General features: G+C 53.4%; 25 protein-coding genes. 21 read left to right on the top strand and 4 right to left on the bottom strand.

Annotation, left to right across the window (positions count from 1 at the left end; genetic code table 11):
* Positions 1–130 precede the first annotated feature (130 nt).
* The 18 genes from flgB to cheW all read left to right on the top strand — a co-directional run bounded on the left by flgB (position 131) and on the right by cheW (position 16,992).
* Positions 131–544: a flagellar basal body rod protein FlgB gene (flgB, locus tag ABTW00_RS20665; protein WP_433637310.1), complete on the top strand. Its 414-nt coding sequence runs from the start codon at positions 131–133 to the stop codon at positions 542–544.
* Positions 545–552: 8 nt separating this feature from the next.
* Positions 553–957: a flagellar basal body rod protein FlgC gene (flgC, locus tag ABTW00_RS20660; protein ID WP_433637308.1), complete on the top strand. Its 405-nt coding sequence runs from the start codon at positions 553–555 to the stop codon at positions 955–957.
* Positions 958–968: 11 nt separating this feature from the next.
* Positions 969–1,649 carry a flagellar hook assembly protein FlgD gene (locus ABTW00_RS20655; protein WP_433637306.1) on the top strand — a complete coding sequence of 227 codons (681 nt, stop codon included), beginning with the start codon at positions 969–971 and terminating at the stop codon, positions 1,647–1,649.
* 44 nt (positions 1,650–1,693) lie between these two features.
* The gene (gene flgE / locus ABTW00_RS20650) at positions 1,694–2,914 is read left to right on the top strand and encodes a flagellar hook protein FlgE (protein ID WP_433637304.1); all 1,221 of its coding nucleotides are present in this window, start codon (positions 1,694–1,696) and stop codon (positions 2,912–2,914) included.
* A 12-nt stretch (positions 2,915–2,926) separates the two neighbouring features.
* Positions 2,927–3,661, top strand: coding sequence for a flagellar basal body rod protein FlgF (locus ABTW00_RS20645; RefSeq protein ID WP_433637302.1), 735 nt, complete (start codon positions 2,927–2,929; stop codon positions 3,659–3,661).
* Positions 3,662–3,681: 20 nt separating this feature from the next.
* The gene (gene flgG / locus ABTW00_RS20640) at positions 3,682–4,464 is read left to right on the top strand and encodes a flagellar basal-body rod protein FlgG (RefSeq protein ID WP_416872327.1); all 783 of its coding nucleotides are present in this window, start codon (positions 3,682–3,684) and stop codon (positions 4,462–4,464) included.
* Between the two features lie 149 nt (positions 4,465–4,613).
* Positions 4,614–5,276 carry a flagellar basal body L-ring protein FlgH gene (locus ABTW00_RS20635; protein ID WP_433641103.1) on the top strand — a complete coding sequence of 221 codons (663 nt, stop codon included), beginning with the start codon at positions 4,614–4,616 and terminating at the stop codon, positions 5,274–5,276.
* A gap of 10 nt (positions 5,277–5,286) precedes the next feature.
* Complete coding sequence (locus ABTW00_RS20630) at positions 5,287–6,408, top strand: flagellar basal body P-ring protein FlgI (RefSeq protein WP_433637299.1); 1,122 nt, start codon at positions 5,287–5,289, stop codon at positions 6,406–6,408.
* Positions 6,408–7,361, top strand: coding sequence for a flagellar assembly peptidoglycan hydrolase FlgJ (gene flgJ, locus ABTW00_RS20625; RefSeq protein ID WP_433637297.1), 954 nt, complete (start codon positions 6,408–6,410; stop codon positions 7,359–7,361). The genes ABTW00_RS20630 and flgJ overlap by 1 nt, the downstream gene beginning before the upstream one ends.
* Before the next feature lie 124 nt (positions 7,362–7,485).
* Positions 7,486–9,129, top strand: a complete 1,644-nt coding sequence (gene flgK / locus ABTW00_RS20620) for a flagellar hook-associated protein FlgK (RefSeq protein WP_433637295.1) — start codon at positions 7,486–7,488, stop codon at positions 9,127–9,129.
* A 53-nt stretch (positions 9,130–9,182) separates the two neighbouring features.
* Positions 9,183–10,106: a flagellar hook-associated protein FlgL gene (flgL, locus tag ABTW00_RS20615; protein ID WP_433637293.1), complete on the top strand. Its 924-nt coding sequence runs from the start codon at positions 9,183–9,185 to the stop codon at positions 10,104–10,106.
* A gap of 422 nt (positions 10,107–10,528) precedes the next feature.
* Positions 10,529–11,251, top strand: a complete 723-nt coding sequence (locus tag ABTW00_RS20610) for an RNA polymerase sigma factor FliA (protein WP_433637291.1) — start codon at positions 10,529–10,531, stop codon at positions 11,249–11,251.
* A gap of 346 nt (positions 11,252–11,597) precedes the next feature.
* Positions 11,598–11,936 carry a flagellar transcriptional regulator FlhD gene (gene flhD / locus ABTW00_RS20605; protein ID WP_416872321.1) on the top strand — a complete coding sequence of 113 codons (339 nt, stop codon included), beginning with the start codon at positions 11,598–11,600 and terminating at the stop codon, positions 11,934–11,936.
* Positions 11,937–11,950: 14 nt separating this feature from the next.
* Positions 11,951–12,577, top strand: coding sequence for a flagellar transcriptional regulator FlhC (gene flhC, locus ABTW00_RS20600; protein WP_433637288.1), 627 nt, complete (start codon positions 11,951–11,953; stop codon positions 12,575–12,577).
* A 50-nt stretch (positions 12,578–12,627) separates the two neighbouring features.
* A complete protein-coding gene (motA, locus tag ABTW00_RS20595) occupies positions 12,628–13,512 on the top strand; it encodes a flagellar motor stator protein MotA (protein ID WP_433637286.1) in 885 nt (294 codons plus the stop codon).
* Entirely contained in the window at positions 13,509–14,492 is a 984-nt protein-coding gene (gene motB / locus ABTW00_RS20590) for a flagellar motor protein MotB (protein WP_433637284.1), read from the top strand. The genes motA and motB overlap by 4 nt, the downstream gene beginning before the upstream one ends.
* Entirely contained in the window at positions 14,479–16,458 is a 1,980-nt protein-coding gene (gene cheA, locus ABTW00_RS20585) for a chemotaxis protein CheA (protein ID WP_433637282.1), read from the top strand. Before motB ends, cheA begins: the two co-directional genes overlap by 14 nt.
* Positions 16,459–16,482: 24 nt before the next feature.
* The gene (gene cheW, locus ABTW00_RS20580; protein ID WP_433637280.1) at positions 16,483–16,992 is read left to right on the top strand and encodes a chemotaxis protein CheW; all 510 of its coding nucleotides are present in this window, start codon (positions 16,483–16,485) and stop codon (positions 16,990–16,992) included.
* Between the two features lie 195 nt (positions 16,993–17,187).
* Here cheW and ABTW00_RS20575 read toward each other — a convergent pair whose 3' ends face one another.
* Positions 17,188–18,279 carry a FliC/FljB family flagellin gene (locus ABTW00_RS20575; RefSeq protein ID WP_433637278.1) on the bottom strand — a complete coding sequence of 364 codons (1,092 nt, stop codon included), beginning with the start codon at positions 18,277–18,279 and terminating at the stop codon, positions 17,188–17,190.
* A 601-nt stretch (positions 18,280–18,880) separates the two neighbouring features.
* Between ABTW00_RS20575 and fliD the strand changes: the two genes are divergently transcribed.
* The 3 genes from fliD to ABTW00_RS20560 all read left to right on the top strand — a co-directional run bounded on the left by fliD (position 18,881) and on the right by ABTW00_RS20560 (position 21,141).
* A complete protein-coding gene (gene fliD, locus ABTW00_RS20570; protein ID WP_433637276.1) occupies positions 18,881–20,335 on the top strand; it encodes a flagellar filament capping protein FliD in 1,455 nt (484 codons plus the stop codon).
* Positions 20,336–20,405: 70 nt separating this feature from the next.
* Positions 20,406–20,795 carry a flagellar export chaperone FliS gene (gene fliS, locus ABTW00_RS20565; protein ID WP_416872161.1) on the top strand — a complete coding sequence of 130 codons (390 nt, stop codon included), beginning with the start codon at positions 20,406–20,408 and terminating at the stop codon, positions 20,793–20,795.
* 7 nt (positions 20,796–20,802) lie between these two features.
* The gene (locus ABTW00_RS20560; protein ID WP_433637273.1) at positions 20,803–21,141 is read left to right on the top strand and encodes a flagellar protein FliT; all 339 of its coding nucleotides are present in this window, start codon (positions 20,803–20,805) and stop codon (positions 21,139–21,141) included.
* 146 nt (positions 21,142–21,287) lie between these two features.
* Here ABTW00_RS20560 and ABTW00_RS20555 read toward each other — a convergent pair whose 3' ends face one another.
* The 3 genes from ABTW00_RS20555 to flhB are packed head-to-tail and all read right to left on the bottom strand — an operon-like array spanning position 21,288 to position 24,942.
* On the bottom strand, positions 21,288–21,695 hold the full coding sequence (locus ABTW00_RS20555; RefSeq protein ID WP_433637271.1) for a flagellar protein FlhE: 408 nt from the start codon (positions 21,693–21,695) through the stop codon (positions 21,288–21,290).
* Positions 21,692–23,797, bottom strand: coding sequence for a flagellar biosynthesis protein FlhA (gene flhA, locus ABTW00_RS20550; RefSeq protein WP_433637269.1), 2,106 nt, complete (start codon positions 23,795–23,797; stop codon positions 21,692–21,694). Before flhA ends, ABTW00_RS20555 begins: the two co-directional genes overlap by 4 nt.
* Positions 23,797–24,942 carry a flagellar biosynthesis protein FlhB gene (flhB, locus tag ABTW00_RS20545; RefSeq protein ID WP_433637267.1) on the bottom strand — a complete coding sequence of 382 codons (1,146 nt, stop codon included), beginning with the start codon at positions 24,940–24,942 and terminating at the stop codon, positions 23,797–23,799. Before flhB ends, flhA begins: the two co-directional genes overlap by 1 nt.

Raw genomic sequence — 24,942 nt, 5'->3', positions numbered from 1 at the left:
AATTTAATATCGCTGGCGTGATTAGCTATCTAAAAGCCGTTACTTTTGACGTATTTTCAAAGTATAGAATTGCATCATTACGACTTAATATAGAGGAGTAAATAATTTATATGTAGGGGTCATCAGTGTCATGATCGATAAGCTTGATAATTCTTTTCAGTTTCAGCAGCAGGCATTAAATCTGTTGAATAAGCGACAGGATATATTAGCTTCAAATATTGCCAATGCCGATACGCCAGGCTACCTGGCTCGGGATATCGACTTTGCCTCTCAGCTAAAAGAAGTGATGGCGAAAGGCGAGTCTACGCACGCCTCATTAAATCTGTCAATGACGTCTGGGAACCATATTCCGGCATCGGCTCCGGCTATTGATAACAGCCAGCTGCTCTATCGAATTCCCGATCAGCCGAGTGTTGATGGGAATACCGTTGATATGGATCGTGAACGCGTTAGCTTTGTCGACAATAACGTGAAGTATCAGACCAGCTTAACTGTTCTCGGTTCGCAAATTAAGAACATGATGAGCGTCATTAGTCAGGGTTAATAACAGCTATGTCCTTATTCAGTATTTTAGATATTTCCGGTTCTGCTATGGCGGCGCAGTCAAAAAGGCTGAACGTTAGCGCCAGCAATATGGCCAACGCGGATAGCGCCATCGGCCCGGATGGTAACCCCTACCGCGCGCGTCAGGTTGTCTTTCAGGTGAATGCCGCGCCGGGCCAGGAGATCGGCGGCGTGAAGGTTAGCGAGGTGGTGGAAAGCAACGCGCCGGAACGTCTGGTCTATGAGCCGGGTAGCCCGCTGGCGGATGAACGCGGATACGTGCGTAAGCCGAATGTCGACGTGGTCAGTGAAATGGTGAACACCATTTCAGCTTCCCGTAGCTACCAGGCAAACGTGGAAGTGATGAACAGCGCGAAAACGCTGATGTTGAAAACCCTGACTCTGGGTCAATAAGGAAACGCGACATGGCCGTATCGGCAGTAATGAATGAAACCAGCGCGACGGCGCGTACCAGCAGTAACACGATGGGCGATTCCGTCGAAGAGTTAATGAATAACTTTATGACGCTGCTGGTGGCGCAGATGCAGAACCAGGATCCGACCAACCCGATGGATAACAACCAGCTGACGTCGCAGCTGACGCAGTTCCAGACGGCGGCGGGCGTTCAGCAGTTGAACTCCACGGTGGGCGCAGTCGGGATGCTGGTAACCAGTATGCAGCAGATGAATGCGACGCAGTGGATCGGGCGCAGCATCCTGATTGAAGGGGATTCCGTGATTTCGAACGCGGAAGGCGGCAATCAGGGCTTTGCTTTCTCCCTTAGCAGCGATGCGGATGTGGTGACCGTTGTGCTGACGGACGAGCAGGGTAACGCCTACACCGCGGACCTGAAAAACGTTAAGGCTGGCGTGCAGCAATTCACCATGGATGACCTGGAAAATTTCCAGCCGGCCGATCCTCGCACCATTGAAAACGGCAACTTCACGGTGTCACTGACCGCTTCTAATGAAGATGGCAACACCCCGGAAATTGTCTCCCTGAAGAAAGCCAGCGTTCAGGGGGTCTCCTATACCCCTACGGGTGCCGTACTCGAGCTTGGCCTGATGGGCACCGCAACCCTTGGCGAGGTTTACCTCGTCGAATAACGGTTTGTTTCTCTTTATCATTTTTTGCGTCAGGAAAGAAATTAATGAGTTTTTCACAAGGACTTAGCGGGCTGAACTCCGCTTCACAGGCACTGGATGTGGTGGGTAACAACATCGCGAACTCCCAGACTGTCGGCTTTAAATCCGGCTCTATCGCGTTTGCTGATGTCTTCGCCGGTTCACAGATTGGTATGGGGGTTCAGGTAGCAGGCGTGAACCAGAACTTTAGCGATGGTGTTCTGGGCCAGGGGACCAGCAACCTGGACATGGGCATTTCCGGCAACGGCTTCTTCCGTATGGTCAATGAAGCGGGCAGTGTGTTCTACAGCCGTAACGGCCAGTTCAAGAGCGATGAGAACGGCTACATCATCAATAACCAGGGGATGTATCTGACCGGTTATCAGGCGACGGGCACGCCGCCAACGATCCAGGCAGGGGCAGCGATTGGCCCTATTCAGATCCCATCCGGCCAGATGATGGCAAGCGCGTCAACCGGCGGCACGATGAAGGGGAATCTGGACTCCGGCTCTGAGGCGATCGTGGATATTGATTTCGATCCGACCGATCCGAAAAGCTACAACTCGGTGACCCAGGTTGATGCCTATGACAGCCAGGGTAACAAGCACACCATTAACGTCTACTACGTGAAAACAGGCGACAATGAATGGACGGCTTACTCCAGCGATACCACCGCACCGGTGCTGGATGCTGACGGCAACGTGCAGTATCAGTCGACCAATCTCTCCTTTGATGCGGCAGGGCAGCTGCAAACCAACCCGGCAAGGCTGAACGTTCAGAGTGCGGGTTATAACGGCGCCGAGGCGCTGAATTTCGATCTCGTTCTGGATGGGATGACCCAGCAGGCAACCGACACGGCGATGGATAGCCCGAGCACCAACGGCTATGCCCCTGGCATGATGACCGGCTATGTGATTGGCGACAGCGGCGAAGTGATCGCCTCCTACAGCAACGGCGAGAAGCAGATCCTCGGCCAGGTTGTGCTGTCGAGTTTTACCAACCCCGGCGGCCTGCAGTCTGAAGGCAATAACTGCTGGTCAGAAACGCCGCAGTCCGGACAGCCGGTGAACGGTATTTCCGGTACGGGCAACCTGGGCACGCTGTACGGCAACCGTCTGGAAGCCTCGAACGTGGATCTAAGCCAGGAAATGGTCAACATGATCGTTTACCAGCGTAACTACCAGTCCAACTCGCAGACCATTCGTACACAGTCTGAAATTTTACAGACCCTGGTAAACCTGGGCTAACGGCGGGCTGATATGGATCGTGCGATTTATACCGCGATGGGGGCGGCGAATGCCGCCCTGAACCGCCAGGCGGTCACCTCTAACAACCTCGCGAACGCGTCAACGCCGGGCTTTCGAGCGCAGCTGATGGCTTACCGCGCTGTGCCGGTTAACGGGCCGGGCGCGGAAACGCGCGCGCATGTGACAGAGTCAACTCCCTACCATGACACCTCAATGGGCGCGATTAACCATACCGGACGCGATCTGGATGTGGCGCTGCCGCAGAACGGCTGGCTGGCCGTGGAGATGGCCGATGGCACCGAGGCATACACCCGTGCGGGCAATATTGATGTGGATGCCGATGGCCAGCTGCGCGTGCGCGGCTACGCGCTGGTGGGCGACGGCGGCCCGATTGCCATACCGCCGCAGTCTGAAGTGACGATTGGGCCAGATGGCACTATTTCCGTATTGGGTGCCGGCGATGAGCCGTCGGCGATGGCGCAGGTTGGCCGCATCAAGATAGTCAACGGTGAAGCGATGGCATTGCAGCTGGGAGATGACGGGCTGTATCACGGCGGTGAAGGCGTGGCGCCAGCGGATCTGGATCTGAAGCTGATCCCCGGCGCGCTGGAAAGCAGCAACGTCAGCCCGGTGAAAGGCATGGTGGATATGATCGCCACGGCCCGCAGCTTCGAGATGCAGATGAAAGTTATCAGCACTGCGGACGAAAACGCGCGATCCGCCAATCAGCTACTCACCATCGCCTAAGGCCGACAAGGAGAAACAAGATGATTCGTTCTTTATGGATCGCCAAAACGGGCCTGGAATCACAGCAAACCAACATGGATGTGATTTCCAACAACCTGGCGAACGTCAGCACCAACGGCTTTAAGCGCCAGCGTGCTGTCTTTGAAGACATGCTCTATCAGACCCTGCGTCAACCGGGGGCGCAGTCTTCCGAGCAGACGACAATACCCTCCGGCCTGCAGATAGGTACCGGCGTGCGTCCGGTGGCGACCGAGCGTATTCACAGCCAGGGTAGCCTGACGCAGACCAACAACAGCAAGGATGTGGCGATTCAGGGCAAGGGCTTTTTCCAGGTCCAGCTTCCGGACGGCAGCACCGCCTATACGCGCGATGGTTCGTTCCAGTTCGATCAGAACGGCCAACTGGTGACCTCCAGCGGCTATCAGATTCAGCCAGCGATCAACATTCCTCAGGATGCCAACACGCTGACCGTGGGGAAAGATGGCATCGTGAGTGTGACCATCGTTGGTCAGACCGCGCCGCAGCAGGTGGGGCAGCTTACCCTCGCGACGTTTATCAATGAATCCGGCCTGGAAAGCATCGGTGAGAACCTGTATCGCGAAACCCAGGCTTCGGGCGCGCCGAATGAGTCTACGCCGGGGCTGAACGGCGCCGGAACGCTGAGCCAGGGATTCGTGGAAACGTCAAACGTGAACGTCGCTGAAGAGCTGGTCAATATGATCCAGACCCAGCGCGCGTATGAAATTAACAGTAAGGCCGTCTCAACATCCGATCAGATGTTGCAGCGACTGATGCAACTTTAACAGCATCCTGGGTAGCGGCCCCGTAGGGGATCCCGCCGTTACCCGGGCATCCTGATGTAATGAATGATATGAAAAATCAACCCTGTTCCGTTCTCACCGAGACGGATAAAGCCCGCACGCTGTCTTTCCTTTCCAGAGCGCTTTCCGTGATGTCGCTGGCGCTGATTCTGGGCGGGTGCGCGTATGTCCCCCATAAGCCATTGGTGGGCGGACAGACGACGGCAAGTCCGGCTCCTTCGGTTCGTGGCGCGGCGAACGGGTCGATCTTTCAAAGCGGACAAGCAATGAACTATGGCTTTCAGCCCTTATTTGAGGATCGCCGGCCAAGAAACGTGGGCGACACGCTGACCATCGTTTTGCAGGAAAACGTCAGCGCCAGTAAGAGCTCGTCGGCGAACGCGTCGCGAGGAGGCTCGGCCGGGCTGAACTTTGATACGACTCCCCGCATGCTGGAAGGTTTGTTCGGCAGCGATCGCGCCAACACGGCCATTAACGGGGACAACACATTTAACGGTAAAGGTGGCGCCGCGGCGCAGAACACCTTTAGCGGAACCATTACCGTCACGGTGAATCAGGTGCTGGAGAACGGCAACCTTAACGTGGTGGGGGAGAAACAGATTGCCATCAACCAGGGCACGGAATTCATTCGTTTCTCCGGCGTCGTGAATCCACGCACGATCAGCGGCAGCAACACGGTGGTATCGACCCAGGTTGCGGATGCCCGAATCGAATATGTCGGCAACGGCTACATTAACGAAGCGCAGCAGATGGGCTGGCTCCAGCGTCTGTTCCTGAACGTTTCGCCTTTTTAATCGGTGAATAATGAAACACTATTTTTTAACTCTTTGTCTTAGCGTGTTTTGCGCTGGGTTGATGACGGTCTTGCCGCCGTCGGCGCATGCTGAACGTATCCGTGATTTAACGTCGGTACAGGGCGTGCGCAGCAACTCCTTAATGGGCTATGGGCTGGTGGTGGGCCTTGACGGGACCGGCGACCAGACGATGCAGACGCCTTTTACCACGCAAAGCCTGAACAACATGCTCTCGCAGCTGGGGATTACCGTCCCGGCAGGGACCAACATGCAGCTCAAGAACGTCGCGGCGGTCATGGTGACCGCCGAACTGCCGCCGTTTGCACGCTCCGGTGAAACCATTGATGTGGTGGTCTCCTCTATGGGTAACGCCAGGAGCTTGCGTGGCGGTACGCTGCTGATGACTCCGCTGAAAGGGGTTGATAATCAAATTTACGCGCTGGCGCAGGGGAACCTGCTGGTCTCGGGAACCGGCGCGCAAAGCGGCGGAAGCTCGGTACAGAGCAACCAGTTGAACGGCGCGCGTATCTCCAACGGCGCCACCGTTGAGCGCGAAGTGCCGATGAATTTTGGCGAGCAGAATGCCCTGCGCTTGCAGCTTAACGATGGCGACTTTTCGCTGGCGCAGCAGATTAGCGATGTTATTAACCGTCGCTTCGGTGGTTTGACCGCCGTGCCGGAAGATGCGCGAGTGGTGAAGCTTTACGCGCCTGCTGACAGCGCCGCGCGCGTCCGTTTCCTTGCCGACGTGCAGAATCTGGAGGTCAAGATTGGGCCAATGGATGCGCGGGTGATCGTGAACTCTCGTACCGGCTCGGTGGTGATGAACCGCCACGTCCGGCTGGACGCGTGCGCCGTGGCGCAGGGAGACCTGACGGTAGAGGTATCGAATAATAACGTCGTTAATCAGCCAGATACTCCGTTTGCCGGCGGGCAGACCGTGGTTACCCAGGATACGCGCGTGTCGGTGCGTGAAGGCAATGGCTCGCTACAGCGTGTAAACACCAGCGCGGATCTCAACAATGTGGTGCGTGCGCTGAACAGCCTGGGGGCAACGCCGAACGATCTGATGTCGATTCTACAGTCGATGAAAAGTGCAGGCTGCCTGCGCGCGAAGCTGGAGACGAACTGATGAACAGCGTGCCATTACAAACTGGAGCCGCGTTTGATGTGCGTACGCTGGATTCCCTGAAGCGGGCCTCAAGAGAGGACCCGCAGGAGGGATTGAAAGCCGCAGCGAAGCAAATGGAAGGGATGTTCGTCCAGATGATGCTGAAAAGCATGCGGGAAGCCACCTTCAAAGATGGGCTGTTCAATTCACAGCAGACCGAGATGTTTACGTCGATGTATGACCAGCAGATTGCCCAGGAGATAGCTCAGAAGGGCGATCTCGGGCTCGCTGAAATGATGCTCAAACAGATGGGCGTCGAACCCGATGAAGGGACCACGTCGACCGGCACGGCGGAGGTACCGTTACTGCTCGATACCTCCGGGTTTAAACAGGTGCCACAGCGTATGGCGGCTCAGGATGCTAACGAAGGGGCGGGGGAAACGGCCCGTGCCCGTTTCGCTAACCGCAGCATGAAGAGCGACAGCTTTATTTCACGCTTGCTGAAGCCTGCGATTGAAGCCTCGCAAAAAAGCGGCGTGCCGCACCAGTTGATTATCGCTCAGGCGGCGCTCGAGTCCGGCTGGGGCAATCGTGAAATTCTGACCCAGGACGGCAAGCCGAGCTACAACCTGTTCGGCATCAAGGCGACCGGCGGATGGAAAGGCAAAACCACCGAAATCACCACCACGGAATATATCAACGGTAAGCCGCAAAAGATCAAAGCCGCATTTCGCGTCTACGACTCCTATGCGCATGCGCTTGAGGATCACGCCGCGCTGTTGACCAAAAATCCGCGCTACCAGGGGGTGCCACACTCGCCCACGCTGGAGAGCGCAGCGCATGCGCTACAGTTGGGCGGTTATGCCACCGATCCGAAATATGCAAAGAAGCTGATTTCCGTGATGCAGCAAGTTAAACATAACGTTAATGAAGCGTTAAATGCCTATAAAAATGACCTTTCTTCTCTATTTTAGCGGCCTGGCGTTTTAGTTATTTTTTCGCGAACCGATAGGTTAATTAGAGAGTAAGAATTTTCGACGCCAGGTTAAACCGTGTGACTGCGTTTCAGGGACCTGGCACAGTAGAGAGTACAAAACCATGAATTTGATGTATCTGGCTCAGAGCGGTCTCAGTTCAGCGCAATCAGCACTCAACGTGGTCGGTAATAACCTCAGCAACGCGATGACCACCGGCTACAGCCGCCAGCATATTCTGTTGGGTGAAGCGGGCGGTAAAACGACCGGTTATGGCTACTTTGGCTACGGCGTGCAGGTTAATGGCGTACAGCGTGCTTACGATGCTTTTGTGAATAACCAGGTACGCGGCGCGGCAACGGAGTATCAGTCCATGGCCAGCCGTTATGAGCAGCTGAGCCAGATTGACGATATGCTCGGTGACGATACCTATAATATCTCCGTCTCCATGGGCGCGATGTTCGGTGCGATGGAAAAGATGAGCAGCGACCCGGTTAGTTCGGCGGCTCGTCAGGAGACGTTGTCGCAGTTCAATGCTCTCTCATATCAATTTCAAACCAACAGCAAGACGCTGAACGGACTGGAAAAAAGCACCAATACGCAGATTAACCAAAGCGTTGATGAGATCAACGCCGCCGCGGAGCAGCTGGCCAAGCTTAATCAGGAAATTGCCAAGATTCACGGGCAAACGGGAACGGTTCCGCCGAACCTGCTCGATCAACGCGATCAGCTGCTGGGCAAGCTTAACGATCAGGTTGGCATTCGTGTGACGGAGAACCCCACGACCGGCCGCGTGGATGTCACCATGGCCAACGGCCTTCCGCTGGTGAACGGCGACCGCTACTACCAGCTGGAAACCTCCGCATCGCCAGAGAACCCGAATAAAACCATCGTTTCTTATGTCGATGCGTCGGGTAATTCATTGCCGTTGGATGAGTCCAAAATAACCAACGGTAAGCTCGGCGGCCTGTTTAAATTCCGTAATGAAGATCTGGAGGATTCACGCAATCAGCTCAACATGCTGGCATTGCAGATGGCGAACCGCCTTAACGAGGTTAACCAGCAGGGTTATGACCTCAACGGTAATCCGGGCGGGAATATTTTCAACATTGCCGACCCGGTGGCGCTGGTCAACCGCAATAACGCCGGCGATGCCACGCTGAATAGCACTTTCACCGACGTAAGCCAGGTCAAAGCGCAGGACTATACCCTGACCTTTAAAGGCCCGGGCGAGAGCGACTGGGAAGTGAAAAATGCCGACGGTTCGCTGGTACCTACGACCATCGGCCCGGATGGTGAGCTGATGTTTGACGGCATTTCCGTGTCGCCACAGGGTAACCCGCAGGAAAATGACAGCTTTATCCTTAACCCGGTGGCGGGCGTAGCGGATAAGCTGACCGTCGCCATTACCGACGGTAACCAGATTGCGGCCTCCAGCTCGCCCGATCCTGATGATGAAAGCAACAACGAGAACATCAAAGCGCTGATTGCGATTAAAGACGAAGCGCTGATCGGTAAGTCGACGTTGACGGAAGCCTATGCCAGCCTGGTCAGCTCAGTCGGTTCCGCCATGACGGCCCTGAAAGCGAACGCCAGCACCAGCGCGAAAACCTATGAGGCGATGCTGTATCAACAGCAGGCGATTTCCGGTGTCGATCTGAATGAAGAGTACATCAACCTACAGATGTACTCCCAGTATTATCAGGCCAATGCCCAGGTGCTGCAGACGGCGACCACCCTGTTTGACACGATTTTAAGTATTCGTTAATGACGCTGCCCGGGAACCAGGGCCAGAGTGAGTAATAAGATAAGGATAGAGCGATGCGTCTCAGCACTCAGTACATGTATCAAAACAATATTGATAGTTTATCAAAGGCGATAGTCGGTGGTAATGATATCTATATGCGCCTGTCTTCCGGGCAGATCCTGCTGAAACCTTCTGACGATCCGGCCGGCGCGTCGCAGGCCATTATCTACCGTAACGCGCTGTCGACAATAGACCAGTTTGATACCTCGCGGATGTACGCCTACGATGCGCTGGCACAGGAAGATAACGTACTGAATTCGCTGAGCAACCTGATGACGACCAGTCTCTCGGAGATGATCGTCGCCGGCGGCAACGGCGCCTATTCGGATGCCGATCGACAGGCGCTGGCGACCGAGCTAGAGGGGGTCCGCGATAACATGCTGGATCTGGCCAACAGCAAAAACAGCAACGGTCGCTATATTTTTGGCGGTTATAAAACCGGCACTGAGCCGTTCCTGAGAGACGGTACCTATGTCGGCGGCGATACCGCAATGACGCAGATCGTAGCCGACAGTACCGAAATGCAGGTGGGTCATACGGGTAGCGATGTGTTCATGAGCGGTACCGAGCATGACATTTTTGCTGCTCTCGATAGCGCAATTGAAGCGCTGAATAAACCGATTGAAACGGACGAAGACCGCGAAGCGCTGCAGGCGACGCTGGATAGCGTCAACATCTCCATCAAGAAGGGAATTGATAACCTCGGCAAGGTACAGGCGGAGGTTGGGACAAACCTTCAGCAGATTGAGAACCTGAGCTATAGCTCGGATACCCAGCGTATCTCTGTGGAATCGCGACTGCAGCAAACCGTAGGTTCCGACCCGGATGCGATGATTACTCTGGTCTCTCAGTCAAAGATGGCTGAGTTTGCGCTCAGCTCGTCAATGATGGTTTTCCAGACCATGCAGCAGATGTCGATATTTAATATGTTACGTTAATGTTTTCTTGTTGTAGTGGGTATTAGATCTAATATTCACTGTTTCACGCAAATGACATTAAAACGTTAATTATTATTGTTGGCATTTTATGTGATTATTTCCATATGGAAAGTTACCGGGCGAAAGTATTATTGATGTGACTATTTTGACGAATTCTAAACCTAAATTTAGATTAAACAAGAGTCGAGAATTTTACCGCTAAAACAGCCATCATGTTGTTTGTTTTCTCTCGAATAGATTATCGGTGTTATCACTTTAATCAAAGCAAAGTAAAGAATGGCGTGAGGTATAATGACGTTTCTTTACATAATTAGATAAATGATGTGTCGAATTGCGTACCAATGTAAGAGCTTATCAGACTGTGTGATTTCGTTATTTTCTACAATAATTACCTGGTATTTTATAATAGGAATAAAGAAATTATGGACGGTCTCTATACCCCGGTCGGGGTGGTGGATAAGAATGAACTGTGGGCCCGCTATAGCTCGCTGGTAAGACACGAGGCCCTACGCCTGCAGGTTCGCCTACCTGCCAGCGTCGACCTCGATGATTTGATTCAGGCGGGCGCCATGGGGCTACTGGCGGCAATCGACGATTTTGACCCCAGCAAGGGGATTGTACTCAGCAAATATATTGTCCAGCGAGTACGCTGGGCGCTGATTGACGAGCTACGGGAAAGGGATTGGGTTCCCCGACGAGTTCGCAGTAATGCAAGGGAGATATCTGCTGTAATTCAAAGGCTTGAGCAGAGACTAGGGCGGGCGGCAATGGAGCAGGAAGTTGCCGATGAGATGGCCGTTACGCTGGAGGAATATCAGCAGATGCTCGCTGATACCAACACCAGCCAGATCTACTCTCTGGACGAATTGCAGGAAGAATCCCCGGAAGGCATTGAGCAGTCTGACGCTCAGAACGAGAAGCTTGACCCGCTGAATGGGCTGATGATGAAGAAGCTGATGAAGCAGGTCTCTCAGGAGATTGCGATGCTGCCAGAGCGCGAACAGCTATTGCTAAATCTCTATTATCAACAAGAGCTTAACATGAAAGAGGTGGGGCTTTTATTGGGCGTGACGGAAACTCGGGTGAGCCAATTGCATAGCCAGGCAATTAAGCGCCTGAGGGCCCGGTTGGATGCAGAAAAATAGTGGGTATGTCGTCTCTGACAGAGGTGGAACGCGAATTTTCAGGAAAGTAGAACGGTGTTTGTCGTCATTACATTAATTTGCGAAACAACACCTGTTTTGTTTAGATTGCGTTTAATTTTAAAAAAATTGAGCTCTTTTTAATATTCCAATGATTGTCTGTTTCTTCCCCTGTAAATTTAATTTGCTTCGATTTGTATTGTCAGGATAATTGAATTCAACCAACAGGGTCACTTTGACATACCGCTTTCTCAAATGAGCGCATCTATAGCGTCAGTGATCATTATGTAAATAAATTATCTTCTCTTCGTTAAGACGGATTGAACGCTGCCTGATTATGAGGAATACCATGCATTTCGATGAACAACTTCAGAGTATCCACGATATTAATCTTTCTTATTTGCTGCTGGCCCAACAGTTGATCAGGGAAGATAAATTTGCGGCAGGCTTTCGCCTGGGATTACCGGAAGCAACAATCGACACCATTAAAGATTTGTCGCTTCCGCAGTTGATTAAGCTGGCGTCAACCAATCAGCTGATTTGTCGCCTTCGTGTAGACAATGAAATGGTGATTGATGTACTGACGAAAAACTCGCGTATCGAAGCGTTACAGCAGATTCATACCGGGATTATTTTGTCGACCAACCTGCTTAACTCGCTCTCCGAGCAAAGCGCCCCAACTTCCTGATTAGAGTTTAAAAGATGAGTGAAAAAAGTATTTTAGAGGAAATCAAAGAAGTGCAGATCGCGATGGCGCTAATCTCGTTTGGCGCCCGCATGCAGGTTCTTGAAAGCGAAACCAGCCTCAGCCGCCGCCGCCTCCTGAAACTCTATAAAGAACTCAGAGGCTGCCCGCCGCCGAAAGGCATGCTGCCATTCTCCGAAGACTGGTTTATGGCCTGGGAACAGAACATTCACTCATCGATGTTTTACAACATTCATCTTTATATCCAGAAGACGGAGAACTGTCGTCCAATTGAGGCAACGGTTAAGGCCTACCGCCTGTACCTGGAACAGTGCCCAATTGCGCCCGGCGATAAACCGGTATTGGGGCTGACCCGCGCGTGGACGCTGCTGCGTTTTATTGACTGCGGGATGATCGAACATACCGAATGCAGCGTATGCGGCGGACGCTTTGTGGTGACCACGGAACATGCCAAAAACCCGTTCACCTGTAGCCTGTGCTGCCCGCCGTCGCGTGCGATTAAGAAAAGCAAGGCGCTCGATATACAGGGCGAAACTGTGTCAGCAGCGGAGAAACCGCCCGTGGATACGATAAAGAGCATCGTGCTTCCGCCTGACGTGAATCCTCAGCAGATATCGGCTTAACAGCATCATTCACACGGATTGGATGCATTTTTATTTAGTAAGGAGTTTACGTGCTCGTTATCGTTGGCTATCTGGTCGTCATTCTGACCGTATTTGGCGGCTATGTCCTCAGTGGCGGTAATCTTGGGGCCCTTTATCAACCGCTTGAGGTATTGATTATCGGCGGGGCCGCAGTGGGGGCATTTATCGTGGGTAATAATGGGAAAGCCATTAAAGCGACCATGAAAACCCTGCCGCACCTCTTCAAAGGATCGACCTACACCAAAGCCATGTATATGGATCTGCTGGGGATGATGCTGCTGCTGATGACGAAAAGCCGCCAGAGTGGAATGATGTCGCTGGAAAGCGATATCGAAGATCCGCAGAACAGCCCTATTTTCACCAACTATCCGCGTTTGATGAACGATCCGCTCATCATGAATTTTATGGTCGATTACATGCGCATGATGGTCAGCGGCAACATGAATGCTTTTGAGATGGAAGCGTTGATGGATGAAGAGATTGAAACCGTTGAGCACGAGCATGAAGTGCCGGCCAGCAGCCTGAACGGCGTCGGCGACGGTTTACCGGCATTTGGTATCGTTGCGGCGGTGATGGGCGTGGTTAACGCGCTGGCGTCGGCCGATCGTCCGGCGGCGGAGCTCGGTGAGCTGATCGCACACGCGATGGTTGGAACCTTCCTCGGCATTCTTCTGGCTTACGGCTTCATTTTGCCGTTGGCGACGCTGCTGCGTCAGAAGAGCAGTGAAGAGATCAAAATGCTTCAGTGCATCAAGGTGACGCTGCTGTCATTTGTTAACGGCTATGCGCCGCAGATTGCGATTGAGTTTGGTCGTAAAACCCTATTCTCCACCGAACGTCCAACCTTCATTGAGATGGAGGAACACATGCGTCAGGTGAAAAGCGGCAGCAGTTCGGATAGCGCATCGTCATGAGCAAGCAGGATAAGTCGATCATTGTTGTTCGACGTAAAAAGAAGCATAAGCACGATCACCACGGCGGCTCCTGGAAAATTGCTTACGCCGACTTTATGACGGCGATGATGGCGTTCTTCCTGGTGATGTGGCTGTTGGCGACATCGTCACCAACAGAGCGCCAGCAAATTGCCGAATATTTCCGGATGCCCTTAAAGGTCGCCATTAGCGGTGGCGATCGCGCCAGTCTGAGCTCCAGCCCCATCCCCGGCGGTGGTGACGATTTCATGAAATCTGACGGTGAAGTTCTGCGCCAGATGCTCAATAAGATTGATGAGCAGCGCAGTCGGCAGACGCTTCAGCGCGCGCGCGAAAGGCTGGAGTCGCTTATCGAGACCGATCCGCGCCTGAACAATTTCCAGTCTAACCTGATGCTGTCGTTAACCGACGATGGCCTGCTGATCCAGATAACGGATACGCAGGATCGCCCGATGTTCAATATCGGCAGCTACGTCCCGGCCCCGTATATGCGCGACATCTTGCAGGCGCTGGTGCCGGTACTGAATGGAATATCAAACCGTATAAGCCTGACGGGGCATACCGACTCCCTACCGTATTCGGGCGGCGCCGTGGGCTATAGCAACTGGGAACTGTCTGCCGACCGCGCCAACGCCTCGCGGCGGACGATGGCCGCGGCGGGCCTTCAGCAGGACAAATTTCTGCGCGTGATTGGTAGCGCCGACATGATGGGACTGGCGGATACGCCGCCAAACGATCCCTCAAACCGACGTATCAGTATCCTCGTATTGAGCAAAGAAAAAGAGGAGGCGATCCTCAAGGAAGACTCTGTAATGCCGCCGCGCCCGCCCGCGAAATTACATGCTCAGCCCGCGACAGAAAATGAAGTTAATCGATTGTTGAACCAGGTCGAAGGAATTGCCGTTCAGCCTGGAGAAGATCCACCAAGCCAGGAAAAGGTTGAGCTAAATGGACGTCAGTGATTTTTATCAAACTTTCTTTGCCGAAGCCGATGAGCTGCTGGCGGATATGGAGAGACATCTTTTAGAGCTGGATGTCTCTTCTCCCGATCAGGAGATGATGAATGCCATCTTCCGCGCCGCGCACTCGATAAAAGGCGGCGCGGGAACCTTCGGATTTACTGTCCTGCAGGAAACGACTCATATTCTTGAGAACCTGCTGGATGATGCGCGTTGCGGACAGCTTCAGTTGAATAGCGGCATTATTAATCTGTTCCTCGAGAGTAAAGATATTATGCAAGACCAGCTTGATGCCTATAAAGCATCGCAAGAGCCCGATCAGGATACCTTTAAGTATATTTGTGAGGCGCTGCGTCAGATTGCGCTGGAAGGGAAAGCCGATGCGGGTGCTCCGCCCGCGGCGGAACAACCGGCTCCGGCTCCCGTCGCGGTGAGCGATGGGCAGACGTTGCTGAATATCGTCCTGAAAGGGCTTAAAGAGTCTGAGCAGGCGCTGATGGCCGAGGAACTGGCGAATTTAGGTGAGATTGTCGGCCAAAACGTGGCCGGCGAAACGCTGCAGGTACAGCTAAAGACGACGGCCTCTGCGGATGACATCACCTCGGTGCTCTGCTTTGTGATTGAGCCAGAACAGATCGCGATCGAAGCGGCGAGTCGTGCGGCTCCGGCCGCCGCCGCAGAAACGCCCGTCGCCTCAGAACCCACTCCCGCACCGACAGCGCCAGCGCGAGCTAAACCGCCTGCACGGTCAAAGCCTACCGGACGCGCTCAGCAGTCCGAAGCGGGCAGCATCCGCGTCGCGGTTGAAAAGGTCGATCAGATTATTAATCAGGTCGGTGAGCTTATCATCACTCAGGCGATGCTCTCGCAGATCTCCTCGACGCTCGATCCGGCGATCCACGATCGGTTGATCAACAGCATTGGTCAGATGGAACGTAATGCCCGCGATCTGCAGGAATCCGTGATGTCCATTCGTATGATGCCTATGGAATATGTTTTCAGTCGCTTCCCGCGTTTAGTCCACGATCTGGCTGGAAAGCTCAATAAAGACGTTGAGCTGACCTTGCGTGGCGGTTCGGCGGAGCTGGATAAGAGCCTGATTGAACGCATTATCGATCCGCTGACACACCTGGTGCGTAACAGCCTCGATCACGGTATTGAAGCCACCGATGTTCGCCGTGCCAAAGGCAAACCGGAGAAAGGCAACTTAACCCTCTCCGCGGAGCATCACGGAGGCAACATTGTGATTGAGGTTATCGACGATGGCGCTGGCCTCAACCGGGAAAGAATTCTCGCTCGCGCGCGTGACCAGGGCATGGCGCTGAATGAAAACATGAGTGACGAAGAAGTCTGGATGCTGATATTTGCCGCCGGCTTCTCCACCGCAGAAAAGGTGACCGACGTGTCGGGACGCGGTGTGGGTATGGATGTCGTCAGACGAAATATCCAGGAGATGGGCGGCCACGTTGAAATCAAGTCTGAAAAAGATAAAGGCTCCGTTATCCGCATCATCCTGCCACTGACGCTGGCGATTCTCGACGGCATGTCGGTGCGGGTAGGTGAAGAGATCTACGTATTACCGCTCGGTACGGTAATGGAGTCGTTGAAACCTTCCGAAAAAGCGCTCTACCGCATGGCCGGTCAAGAGCTGATGCTACAGGTACGCGATGAGTACATGCCGTTGGTTGAGCTGCATCAGGTCCTGTCTATTCAGCGTGCGACGCAGCGGGTGAGCGATGGCGTGGCGGTCATTTTGCAAAGCGCGGGCTGTCGCTATGCGCTGCTGGTCGATCAGCTGATTGGTCAGCATCAGGTGGTCGTGAAGAACCTGGAGCAGAACTACCGCAAGGTCCCGGGTATTTCTGCGGCGACGATTCTGGGCGATGGCAGCGTGGCGCAGATCCTTGATGTCGCAGCGTTGGCATCAATGTGTAAAACGCAGCGTCAGTATGACAAGTCCACACATTAATTACTGGTTAGCGAAGGTAAAATCATGACGTTTTCAGTATCCGAAAAACAGTATGGTGAAAAGAACATCGGCCAGGGGTATCTGGTGTTCACGTTGGGGAATGAGGAGTACGGCGTTGAGATCCTCAAGGTCCAGGAAATTCGCGGTTACGATCGCGTAACGCGCATTGCCAATACGCCAGATTTTATTATCGGCGTGACTAACCTGCGCGGCGTGATTGTGCCTATCGTCGATCTGCGCGTGAAGTTCCAGCAGGTGGTCGGCGAGTTTAATGAAAACACGGTGATCATCATTCTGAATATTGGTGAACGCGTGGTCGGCATTATTGTGGACGGCGTTTCTGACGTGCTGTCGTTAACCAGCGAGCAGATTCGCCCGGCACCTGACTTTTCCGTGACGCTGTCGACGGAATACCTGCTGGGGCTCGGCAGCGTTGATGAACGTATGCTGATTCTGGTGGATATCGAAAAGCTGCTGAATAGCGAAGAGATGGCGCTGGTTGAGCAGGTAAGCGAAGCGCCTGCTCACGAATAAATACTCTTTTACCCGTCAGGGGTTTCCTGTGACGGCTGCGTTATGCCGTCGTCATTTCTTTTTGCCTCAGGCGTGAGCCAGAGGCTTTTTTTTGTCTCTTATTTACCGTGCGGGACGGAGAAGAGGGCGGAAGTTCGTGGGATGCAGGCACAAAAAAGCCCGGCATAATAAGCCGGGCTTGTAGAATAACCGGGATTAACGCAGCAGAGACAGAACGTTCTGCGGAACCTGGTTTGCCTGCGACAGCACGGAGATACCGGCAGACTGCAGGATGTTCGCGCGGCTCATCTCGGAGACTTCAGATGCGAAGTCAGCGTCGAGGATACGGGAACGGGACTCAGAGAGGTTGTTAACAGTGCTGTTGAGGTTGCTGATAACAGAGTCGAAACGGTTCTGAGTGGCACCCAGGGAAGAACGCAGTTCGTCAACCTGCGCCATCGCTTTGTCGATGGTGTCCAGCTGAGTGGTCATCGCCACCTGGGCAGCGGTTGCTGCAACCGGATCATCATCTTCATCTTCTACGGCAGCAAATGTAGCTTTGCCATCGGTGATGGTCACTGCAACCTGGTTGGCGGCGGTACCGTCAGAGTTAACGCCGAAGTAGGAGACGTTGCCGCTCGCGTCGGTGGTGGAGTAAATAGAACCGCCAGCGTCGATTCCAGCTGCGGTTCTCATTTTGTCAACGTCCTCAGAGCTTAACTTAGCTGAATCAGTGCCGTTGGTGACGCTGGCGCCAGCACCGACCTGCGTCGCGACGCTGGTGACGTCAAAGCCGGTCATGCCGAGGGTGGAAGAGTCCACTTTGTTCAGGTTGATGTCGATGGTCTGGCCGTCGTTGGCGCCAACCTGAATACCCAGAGTCTGGTCAGCGCTCAGAACCTTCACGCCGTTGAACTCGGTCTGTTCAGAGATACGGTTGATTTCCTGGAGACGGGCGTTGATTTCGTCCTGGATGGACTTACGGTCGGACTCGGAGTTGGTGCCGTTCTGCGCCTGTACGGTCAGACGACGGATGTTCTGCAGGTTATCGTTCACTTCGTTCAGAGCGCCTTCGGTGGTCTGAGCGATGGAGATACCGTCGTTGGCGTTACGTGACGCCTGGGTCAGACCGGTGATGTTAGCGGTGAAGCGGTTGCTGATAGCCTGGCCAGCGGCATCGTCTTTGGCGCTGTTGATACGCAGGCCGGAAGAGAGACGCTCAATAGAGGTGCCCAGCGCGGACTGGGATTTGTTCAGGTTGTTCTGTGCAACCAGGCTAAGGGCGTTAGTGTTGATGACCTGTGACATAGTGTGTCCTCTTAATAAAATTAATAAGCTAAGACGCGTGTCGAAATTCGTTTTTAAATAATTTCGGTCGCATACTAAAAACATCGGCGTGGCAAAAAATCTCTAAAAATATTTTTCTCAAAAAACATTTGTTTGTTCAATAAATGAACAGTGGGCGGGGCGAGAAACGTTATTTTCCTTTCAGGTATCAGACTTACATTTTCATAAAAAAGCTGGAAAGAACTTTACATAGAAATTTTCTGAATTATTTGATTGGTTGAATTGCCGATGAATGTGAAGCTAATTATTAAGATGGATTTAAGGTTTTTTTATGACGTCTTTAAGATGCCTGGGAGATGCCATAAATAGCTCTGTAAACAATTTATTGAAATGGTGTCATTTTTGTCGCTAATTTGCTGTTTAGGTAAAGTGAATAAAGAGACATTTCCTAAAAAAACCTGGTTAATGTCTTAAAAAGCGTTTAACTCTGAGTTTTGCGGGTTCTTCCTGTTGCCTGTTCGAGGACAAAAAATTAAACTTTATTTTGTCAACACCGATATCTAATTGAGTATTGATAAAATCACAAAAAGATAAAGCTACACCACTCTATAAGGAGAGTCTGATGGCTTCAATATCATCATTAGGTATCGGTTCTGGTATTGATACAGCAAGCATGCTTGAGTCTATTAAACTGGGAGAACAGTCACGTCTGACCCCATATACCAGTTTACAAACAAGCTATAAGTCTAAAATTTCAGCCTGGGGGCTGATCTCTAATTCTATGTCGGCGTTACAGACCAACGTCCAGAAGCTCAATGGCGAGGCGTTTAATACCCTCACGGTGAGCAATAACACCTCGTTCTCGGCAACGGCAACCTCGGATGCGCTTGCCGATACGCACTCGGTGACGGTGCATCAGCTGGCGACGAACCATAAAATTAAAACCGACGCGTACGAGAGTCAGGACGAACTTCTGGGCGACAAAGTTGGCGGTACACGTACGCTGACCATCACCCAGGACGATGGCAGCGAAATGAAAATCGAGCTGGCGGATGATGAAACGTCTCTGGCGCAGGTCGCGAAAGCGATCAACCGCGAAAATGGCGACGTGCAGGCATCGGTACAGCGTACGGACGAGGGCTATCAGCTGGTGCTGAGCTCGAAAACGTCGGGCACAGATGGCCAGATGAGCGTCAGCGTTGACGGCGATGAGTCGCTGGCGGGGATCCTGAACACCACTGGCGGCGGCGATACCGGCGAAGATGACAGCCCGGGCACCGGCATGAAGGTCGTCTCGGCGGCGCAGGACGCGAAGCTGACGGTAGATGGCAGTAACTATACGCGCAGCAGCAACACCATCTCAGATATCCTGGATGGCGTCACGCTCACGCTGAAATCGGTCACCGAAGCCGGTGAATCAGAACAGCTGACGCTGAATAAAGATAACTCGGCGATTGCCTCCAGCGTGAAGGATTTTGTCACCCAGTACAATTCGCTGATGGGGCTGACGACCAGCTCAAGCAAGTATGTGCCTTACGACTCCTCCAGCCTGTCGAATACGGATTTGGCCACGACGAACTCCGAGAACGGCGCGCTGATGGGCGACGCGACGCTGCGCGGTATGGTGAGCGAGCTGCGTTCAGCGGTGAACGGCGTGTACGGTGAACCCGGTTCGCCCTATCGTTCGCTGGCCGATATCGGCATTAAAATTGATTCCTCTACCGGGCAGATGACGCTGGATGAAGACAAGCTAAATCAGGCGATTGCCGATGATGCTGATGGCATTGCGTCAATGTTTATTGGCACCGAAAGCAACCCCGGCCTGGCGGCGACGCTGGACGGTATTATCACCAAGTACGTTGGGGATTCAGAAAATAAAGTGGATGGCATTATCAAAAACTCCACGGACAGTCTGAACTCTCAGGTTGATATTCTGCAAACCCAAATCGATAAAACTCAGCGTTTGATTGACGCCTCCGTGGAGCGCTATCGCGTACAGTTCCAGCAGTTAGATAGCACGATGGCGAAATTGAACAGCATGAGTTCACAGCTTTCTGCGTTGTTGCTGACGCTCTGATATTTTTTGTTGCTATAGATATTTCCAGGCAAAGGGGAGATGACTTTGCCTATTTGAAACGGAGCTCGTTATGTACGGTCGAGGAATAAAAGCTTACGCACAGGTTGACCTGGAGAGCCAGCTGGCGGGCGCAACGCCGCATCAATTAATCAGCATGCTTTTCGATGGCGCACATAATGCCATTTTGCGCGCCAAAATCTATTTCGAAAATGGCAACATCGCTAAGCGCGGTGAAATGATTTCGAAAGCTATCAATATTATTGATAACGGATTACGCTCGGCCCTCGATCATGAGCAAGGTAAAGAAATCGCTCAGGAACTTGAGATGTTATACGAATATATGTCGCGCACGCTGCTGGAGTGCAATCTGCGCAACAATCCGGAAAAACTGACTCATGTTGATGAGTTACTTATGAATCTTGCCAATACCTGGAAAGAAATTGAACCTTCGCAGAAATAGGTGTGCCATGGAAAAATCCATTACAGCTAGTTATGAAAATGTCTATCAACAAAATTTAGTTTTGCTGGAAATGGCAAAACAGGGGGAGTGGCAAAACTTTATTGAGCTTGCCGCTGATTATGTCGTGACGTTGCAGAATATTCTTGCTGGTCAGGCAGATAATTTAAGCGCGTTTGAGAAAGAGCAGCTCAAAGCTATTTTGCAAAACCTGATTGATAATGAAACGATTATTATTCGGGCGCTTCAGGGCCGTCTTGATGTGCTGCGTCGTGATATGTCTACGCTGAATCTCGGCAGGAAATGTAATCAGGCATACTCCTCCAGTTTTACCTCAACGCTACAATAAGCTGAAACCAGGCTGTTTTAAGCTCGCTAGAAATAGTCCTGGATTATGCCTTTGTTACCGACCTCGCCTCTGTGAGGGATCCCCAGAAAATGAAGACGCAAGTAAAAGGCGTCCTCTTCCTGTTCAGGAGAGGGCGCCTTTTACGTTTAACGGTAGTTAACGGTCAGCTGGTTGCTGACGACATTCAGCGCGGGCGTCAGTGCTCCGCGCCGGTTGACGACATAAACAAAGCGATAGGATTCGTGGGCGAGCAGGGGAACCGTAAGGGTTTGGGTACCGCGTAAAGCGGGCAAACGTATGCAACGCTGAGGGGTACACAGCTTGATTTCCAGCGCCGGCGGCGGTGGGGAGAGTAGCGTCACCTGCCAGCTCACGACGGTGGCTGTTGCCTGCTTAGGGATACCGTCGGGTGGGGTGAGCGGGCGGGAGGAAAGGATTTGCTTGCCGACGCTTATCGAGCCGCCCGCTGTCTTTTGCGTCCAGGCGCCGCTGGCGGCATTCGCCGCCAGCGGAACGCTGAACATCAGGAGCAGCGCAAGTGGGAAGGGCGTCACTCTTTCCCACCAATAATGTAGGTCATCCGCACGGTGCGGTTGTTGGTGATTTCCAGATTGGAAAGCACCGCCAACTGCGGGAATACCCGGCGCAGGAAGCGCGACAGCATAAAGCGCAGCGGCTGATTCACCAGCAGCACGACCGGCGCGCCGATAGCCTCTTGCTGCATAATGGATTTTTCCGTCTGGCGCATCAGGTTCTCGGCAATTCCCGGTTCGATGGCGCTACCGCTCTGGCTTGCCTGGATCAGCAGACGCTCAAGATTTAAATCGAGCCCGATAACCTGAATCTCGCCGTTGCCCGGGAACCACTGCTGCGTGATGGCGCGTCCGAGACGGATACGTACCTGCGCCGTCAGCTCATCGGTATTGGTTTGTAGTTCGGAAAACTCAGCCAGCGTATCGATAATTGTGCGCATATCGCGGATAGAAATGCGTTCAGCCAGCAGGTTTTGCAGCACCTTATGGAAGTTGGTCAGCGAGATGACGCCGGGTATAAGGTCTTCAACCAGCTTCGGCATCTCTTTAGTCAGCCTGTCCAGCAACTGCTGCGTTTCCTGACGGCCAAATAGCTCATCGGTGTGGGTCGCGATCAGGTGGTTGAGGTGCGTGGCGATAACCGAGCTAGGATCGACCACGGTATAGCCCAACGTCTGCGCATGCTCTCGCATCACTTCATCGATCCATACAGCCGGGAGACCAAACGCCGGTTCCTGGCACGGCGTTCCCTGCAGCTCGCCTTCGGCGCAGCCTGGGTTGATCGCCATCCAGCGTTCCGGCAGCGCTTCCCCACGACCAATCTCAACGCCTTTGAGCAGAATGCGGTATTCCGTTGGCGAGAGGTCGAGGTTATCGCGAATGTGTACCGCAGGCGGTAAAAAACCCATCTCCTGCGCGAATTTCTTACGAATACCGCGAATACGGGTGAGCAGCTGGCCATTCTGATCGTTATCCACGATAGGGATTAGGCGATAGCCCACTTCCAGACCGAGCACATCTTCGATCTGGACGTCAGACCAGGAGGCTTCGGTCACGCGCGAGGCATCGGCCTGCGCTTTCGCCACCGCTTTATCCTCTTTTTGCTGCGCCGCGCTGCCGCCTTTATTTTCCATTTCGCGGCCGCGCATCCACCAGGCTACCCCGAGCAACGAGGCGGTAAACAGCAGGAAGACGAAATTCGGCATCCCCGGGATCATCCCCAGTAAACCGACGATCCCCGCCGTCAGCACCATCACGCGCGGATTGCTGAACAGCTGGCCAATCATCTGCTCACCCACGTCTTCGTCCGTCGCGACGCGGGTCACAATGACGCCCGCCGCCGTGGAGATCACCAGCGCCGGAATCTGGCCGACCAGGCCGTCGCCGATGGTCAGAATGGTGTAGGTTTCACCGGCCTGCGACAGCGTCATATCGTGCTGCATAACGCCGATCATCAGGCCGCCAATGATGGTCACCGCCATAATGATCAGGCCGGCGATGGCGTCACCGCGAACGAACTTACTGGCCCCGTCCATTGAGCCATAGAAATCTGACTCCTGGGTCACATCTGCACGACGGCGCTTGGCCTCTTCTTCACCGATCAGGCCCGCATTGAGGTCGGCGTCAATCGCCATCTGCTTGCCCGGCATCCCGTCAAGCACGAAGCGCGCGCCGACTTCGGCGATACGCCCCGCGCCTTTAGTGATAACCATAAAGTTAATGATGATCAGGATGGCGAAGACCACGATACCGATCGCGAAGTTGCCGCCCACCAGGAAGTGACCGAAGGCTTCAACCACGCGCCCCGCGGCGTTGGAACCGGTATGTCCTTCCATCAGGATGATACGGGTTGAGGCGATATTCAGCGCCAGACGTAGCAGCGTGGCGAACAGCAAAACGGTTGGAAATGCCGAGAAATCCAGGGTTTTTTGGGTGAACATCGCCACTAACAGGATCATCAGCGACAAGACGATGTTGAAGGTGAAGAACAAATCCAGCATAAACGCCGGCAGCGGTAGCACCATCATCGCCAGGATCATGAGGATCAATACCGGCCCGGCCATGATCTGCCACTGGGTCTCTTTCAGGTTAGGTAATCGTAGTTTTGCGGCGTAACCAGCCATCACTCTTTACTCTCTTGTGCAAAATCCATTGCCGCAGGTACCGGCAAACTCTTCGGTTTCATCGGGGCCACGCCTCCTGTCTGACGCCAGCGGCGCAGGCCGTAAACCCAGGCCAGAACTTCCGCCACCGCGCTATAAAGCTCGGCGGGAATGGGGCTGCCGATGTCACAGTGGCGATAGAGCGCGCGCGCCAGCGGCGGCGCTTCCAGCATCGGAATTTTGTGCTCCATCCCTGCTTCCCGAATACGTAGTGCCACCTCACCTGCGCCTTTCGCCAGGACTATTGGGGCGCCCGTCCCACCTTCCTTGTAGCTCAGAGCCACGGAATAGTGGGTGGGGTTATTCACGATCACGTCCGCTTTCGGTACGTCGGACATCATGCGCGAACGTGCCGCGGCACGTTGTAGCTGCTTGATGCGTCCTTTGACGTGCGGATCGCCTTCGCTTTGTTTAAATTCGTCACGAATTTCCTGACGACTCATACGCAGCTTTTTAAGATTGCTGAAAATTTGATAGAACACGTCGTAACCCACCATCGGGATCAACGCGAGGATCACCATCAGCAGACATCCGGTGATCAGTTTGCGCGAATCATTCAGCGCATCGGCAACGGAGCCGGTACCCAGCTGCATCATTTGCATCTTGTTGCCGTAAAGAAACAGCCCGGCAGCAATGCCAACCAGCGTGACCTTCAAAATACTTTTCAGTAATTCGGAAACGACCTGCATCGATACCATGCGCTTAAGCCCGGAAAGCGGGTTGATGCGCTTGATATCCACTTTCAGCGATTTACCGCTGAAGTTCAGCCCTCCCAGCAGCATCGGCGAGGCGATGCCGGTCAGAAAAAGCCCCAGTAAAATAGGCAGCACAGAGGTAGCGCCCATGGTGAACAGCTGCTTGAGCTGACGAATCATCGACATCGCATCGAGGAGCATCATGCGGTCAAAACTTAGCCCGTTTTGCAGCAGTAATAGCAGCTTGCGTACGGCAATATCGCCGCCCAACAGAATGAGGCCCCAGCCCATCAGCAGCATCAGCAGCGACGTCAGCTCTTTTGAGCGCGGAACGTTACCGTCTTTTCGCGCTTTTTCTTTTCGCTGGGGTGTGGGTTCTTCTGTTTTTTCTACATCACTATCTTGCGACAT

This window comes from Kluyvera georgiana (genome assembly GCF_050990895.1).
Lineage (GTDB): Bacteria > Pseudomonadota > Gammaproteobacteria > Enterobacterales > Enterobacteriaceae > Kluyvera > Kluyvera georgiana.
This window is presented reverse-complemented; position numbering and strand designations above follow the sequence as displayed.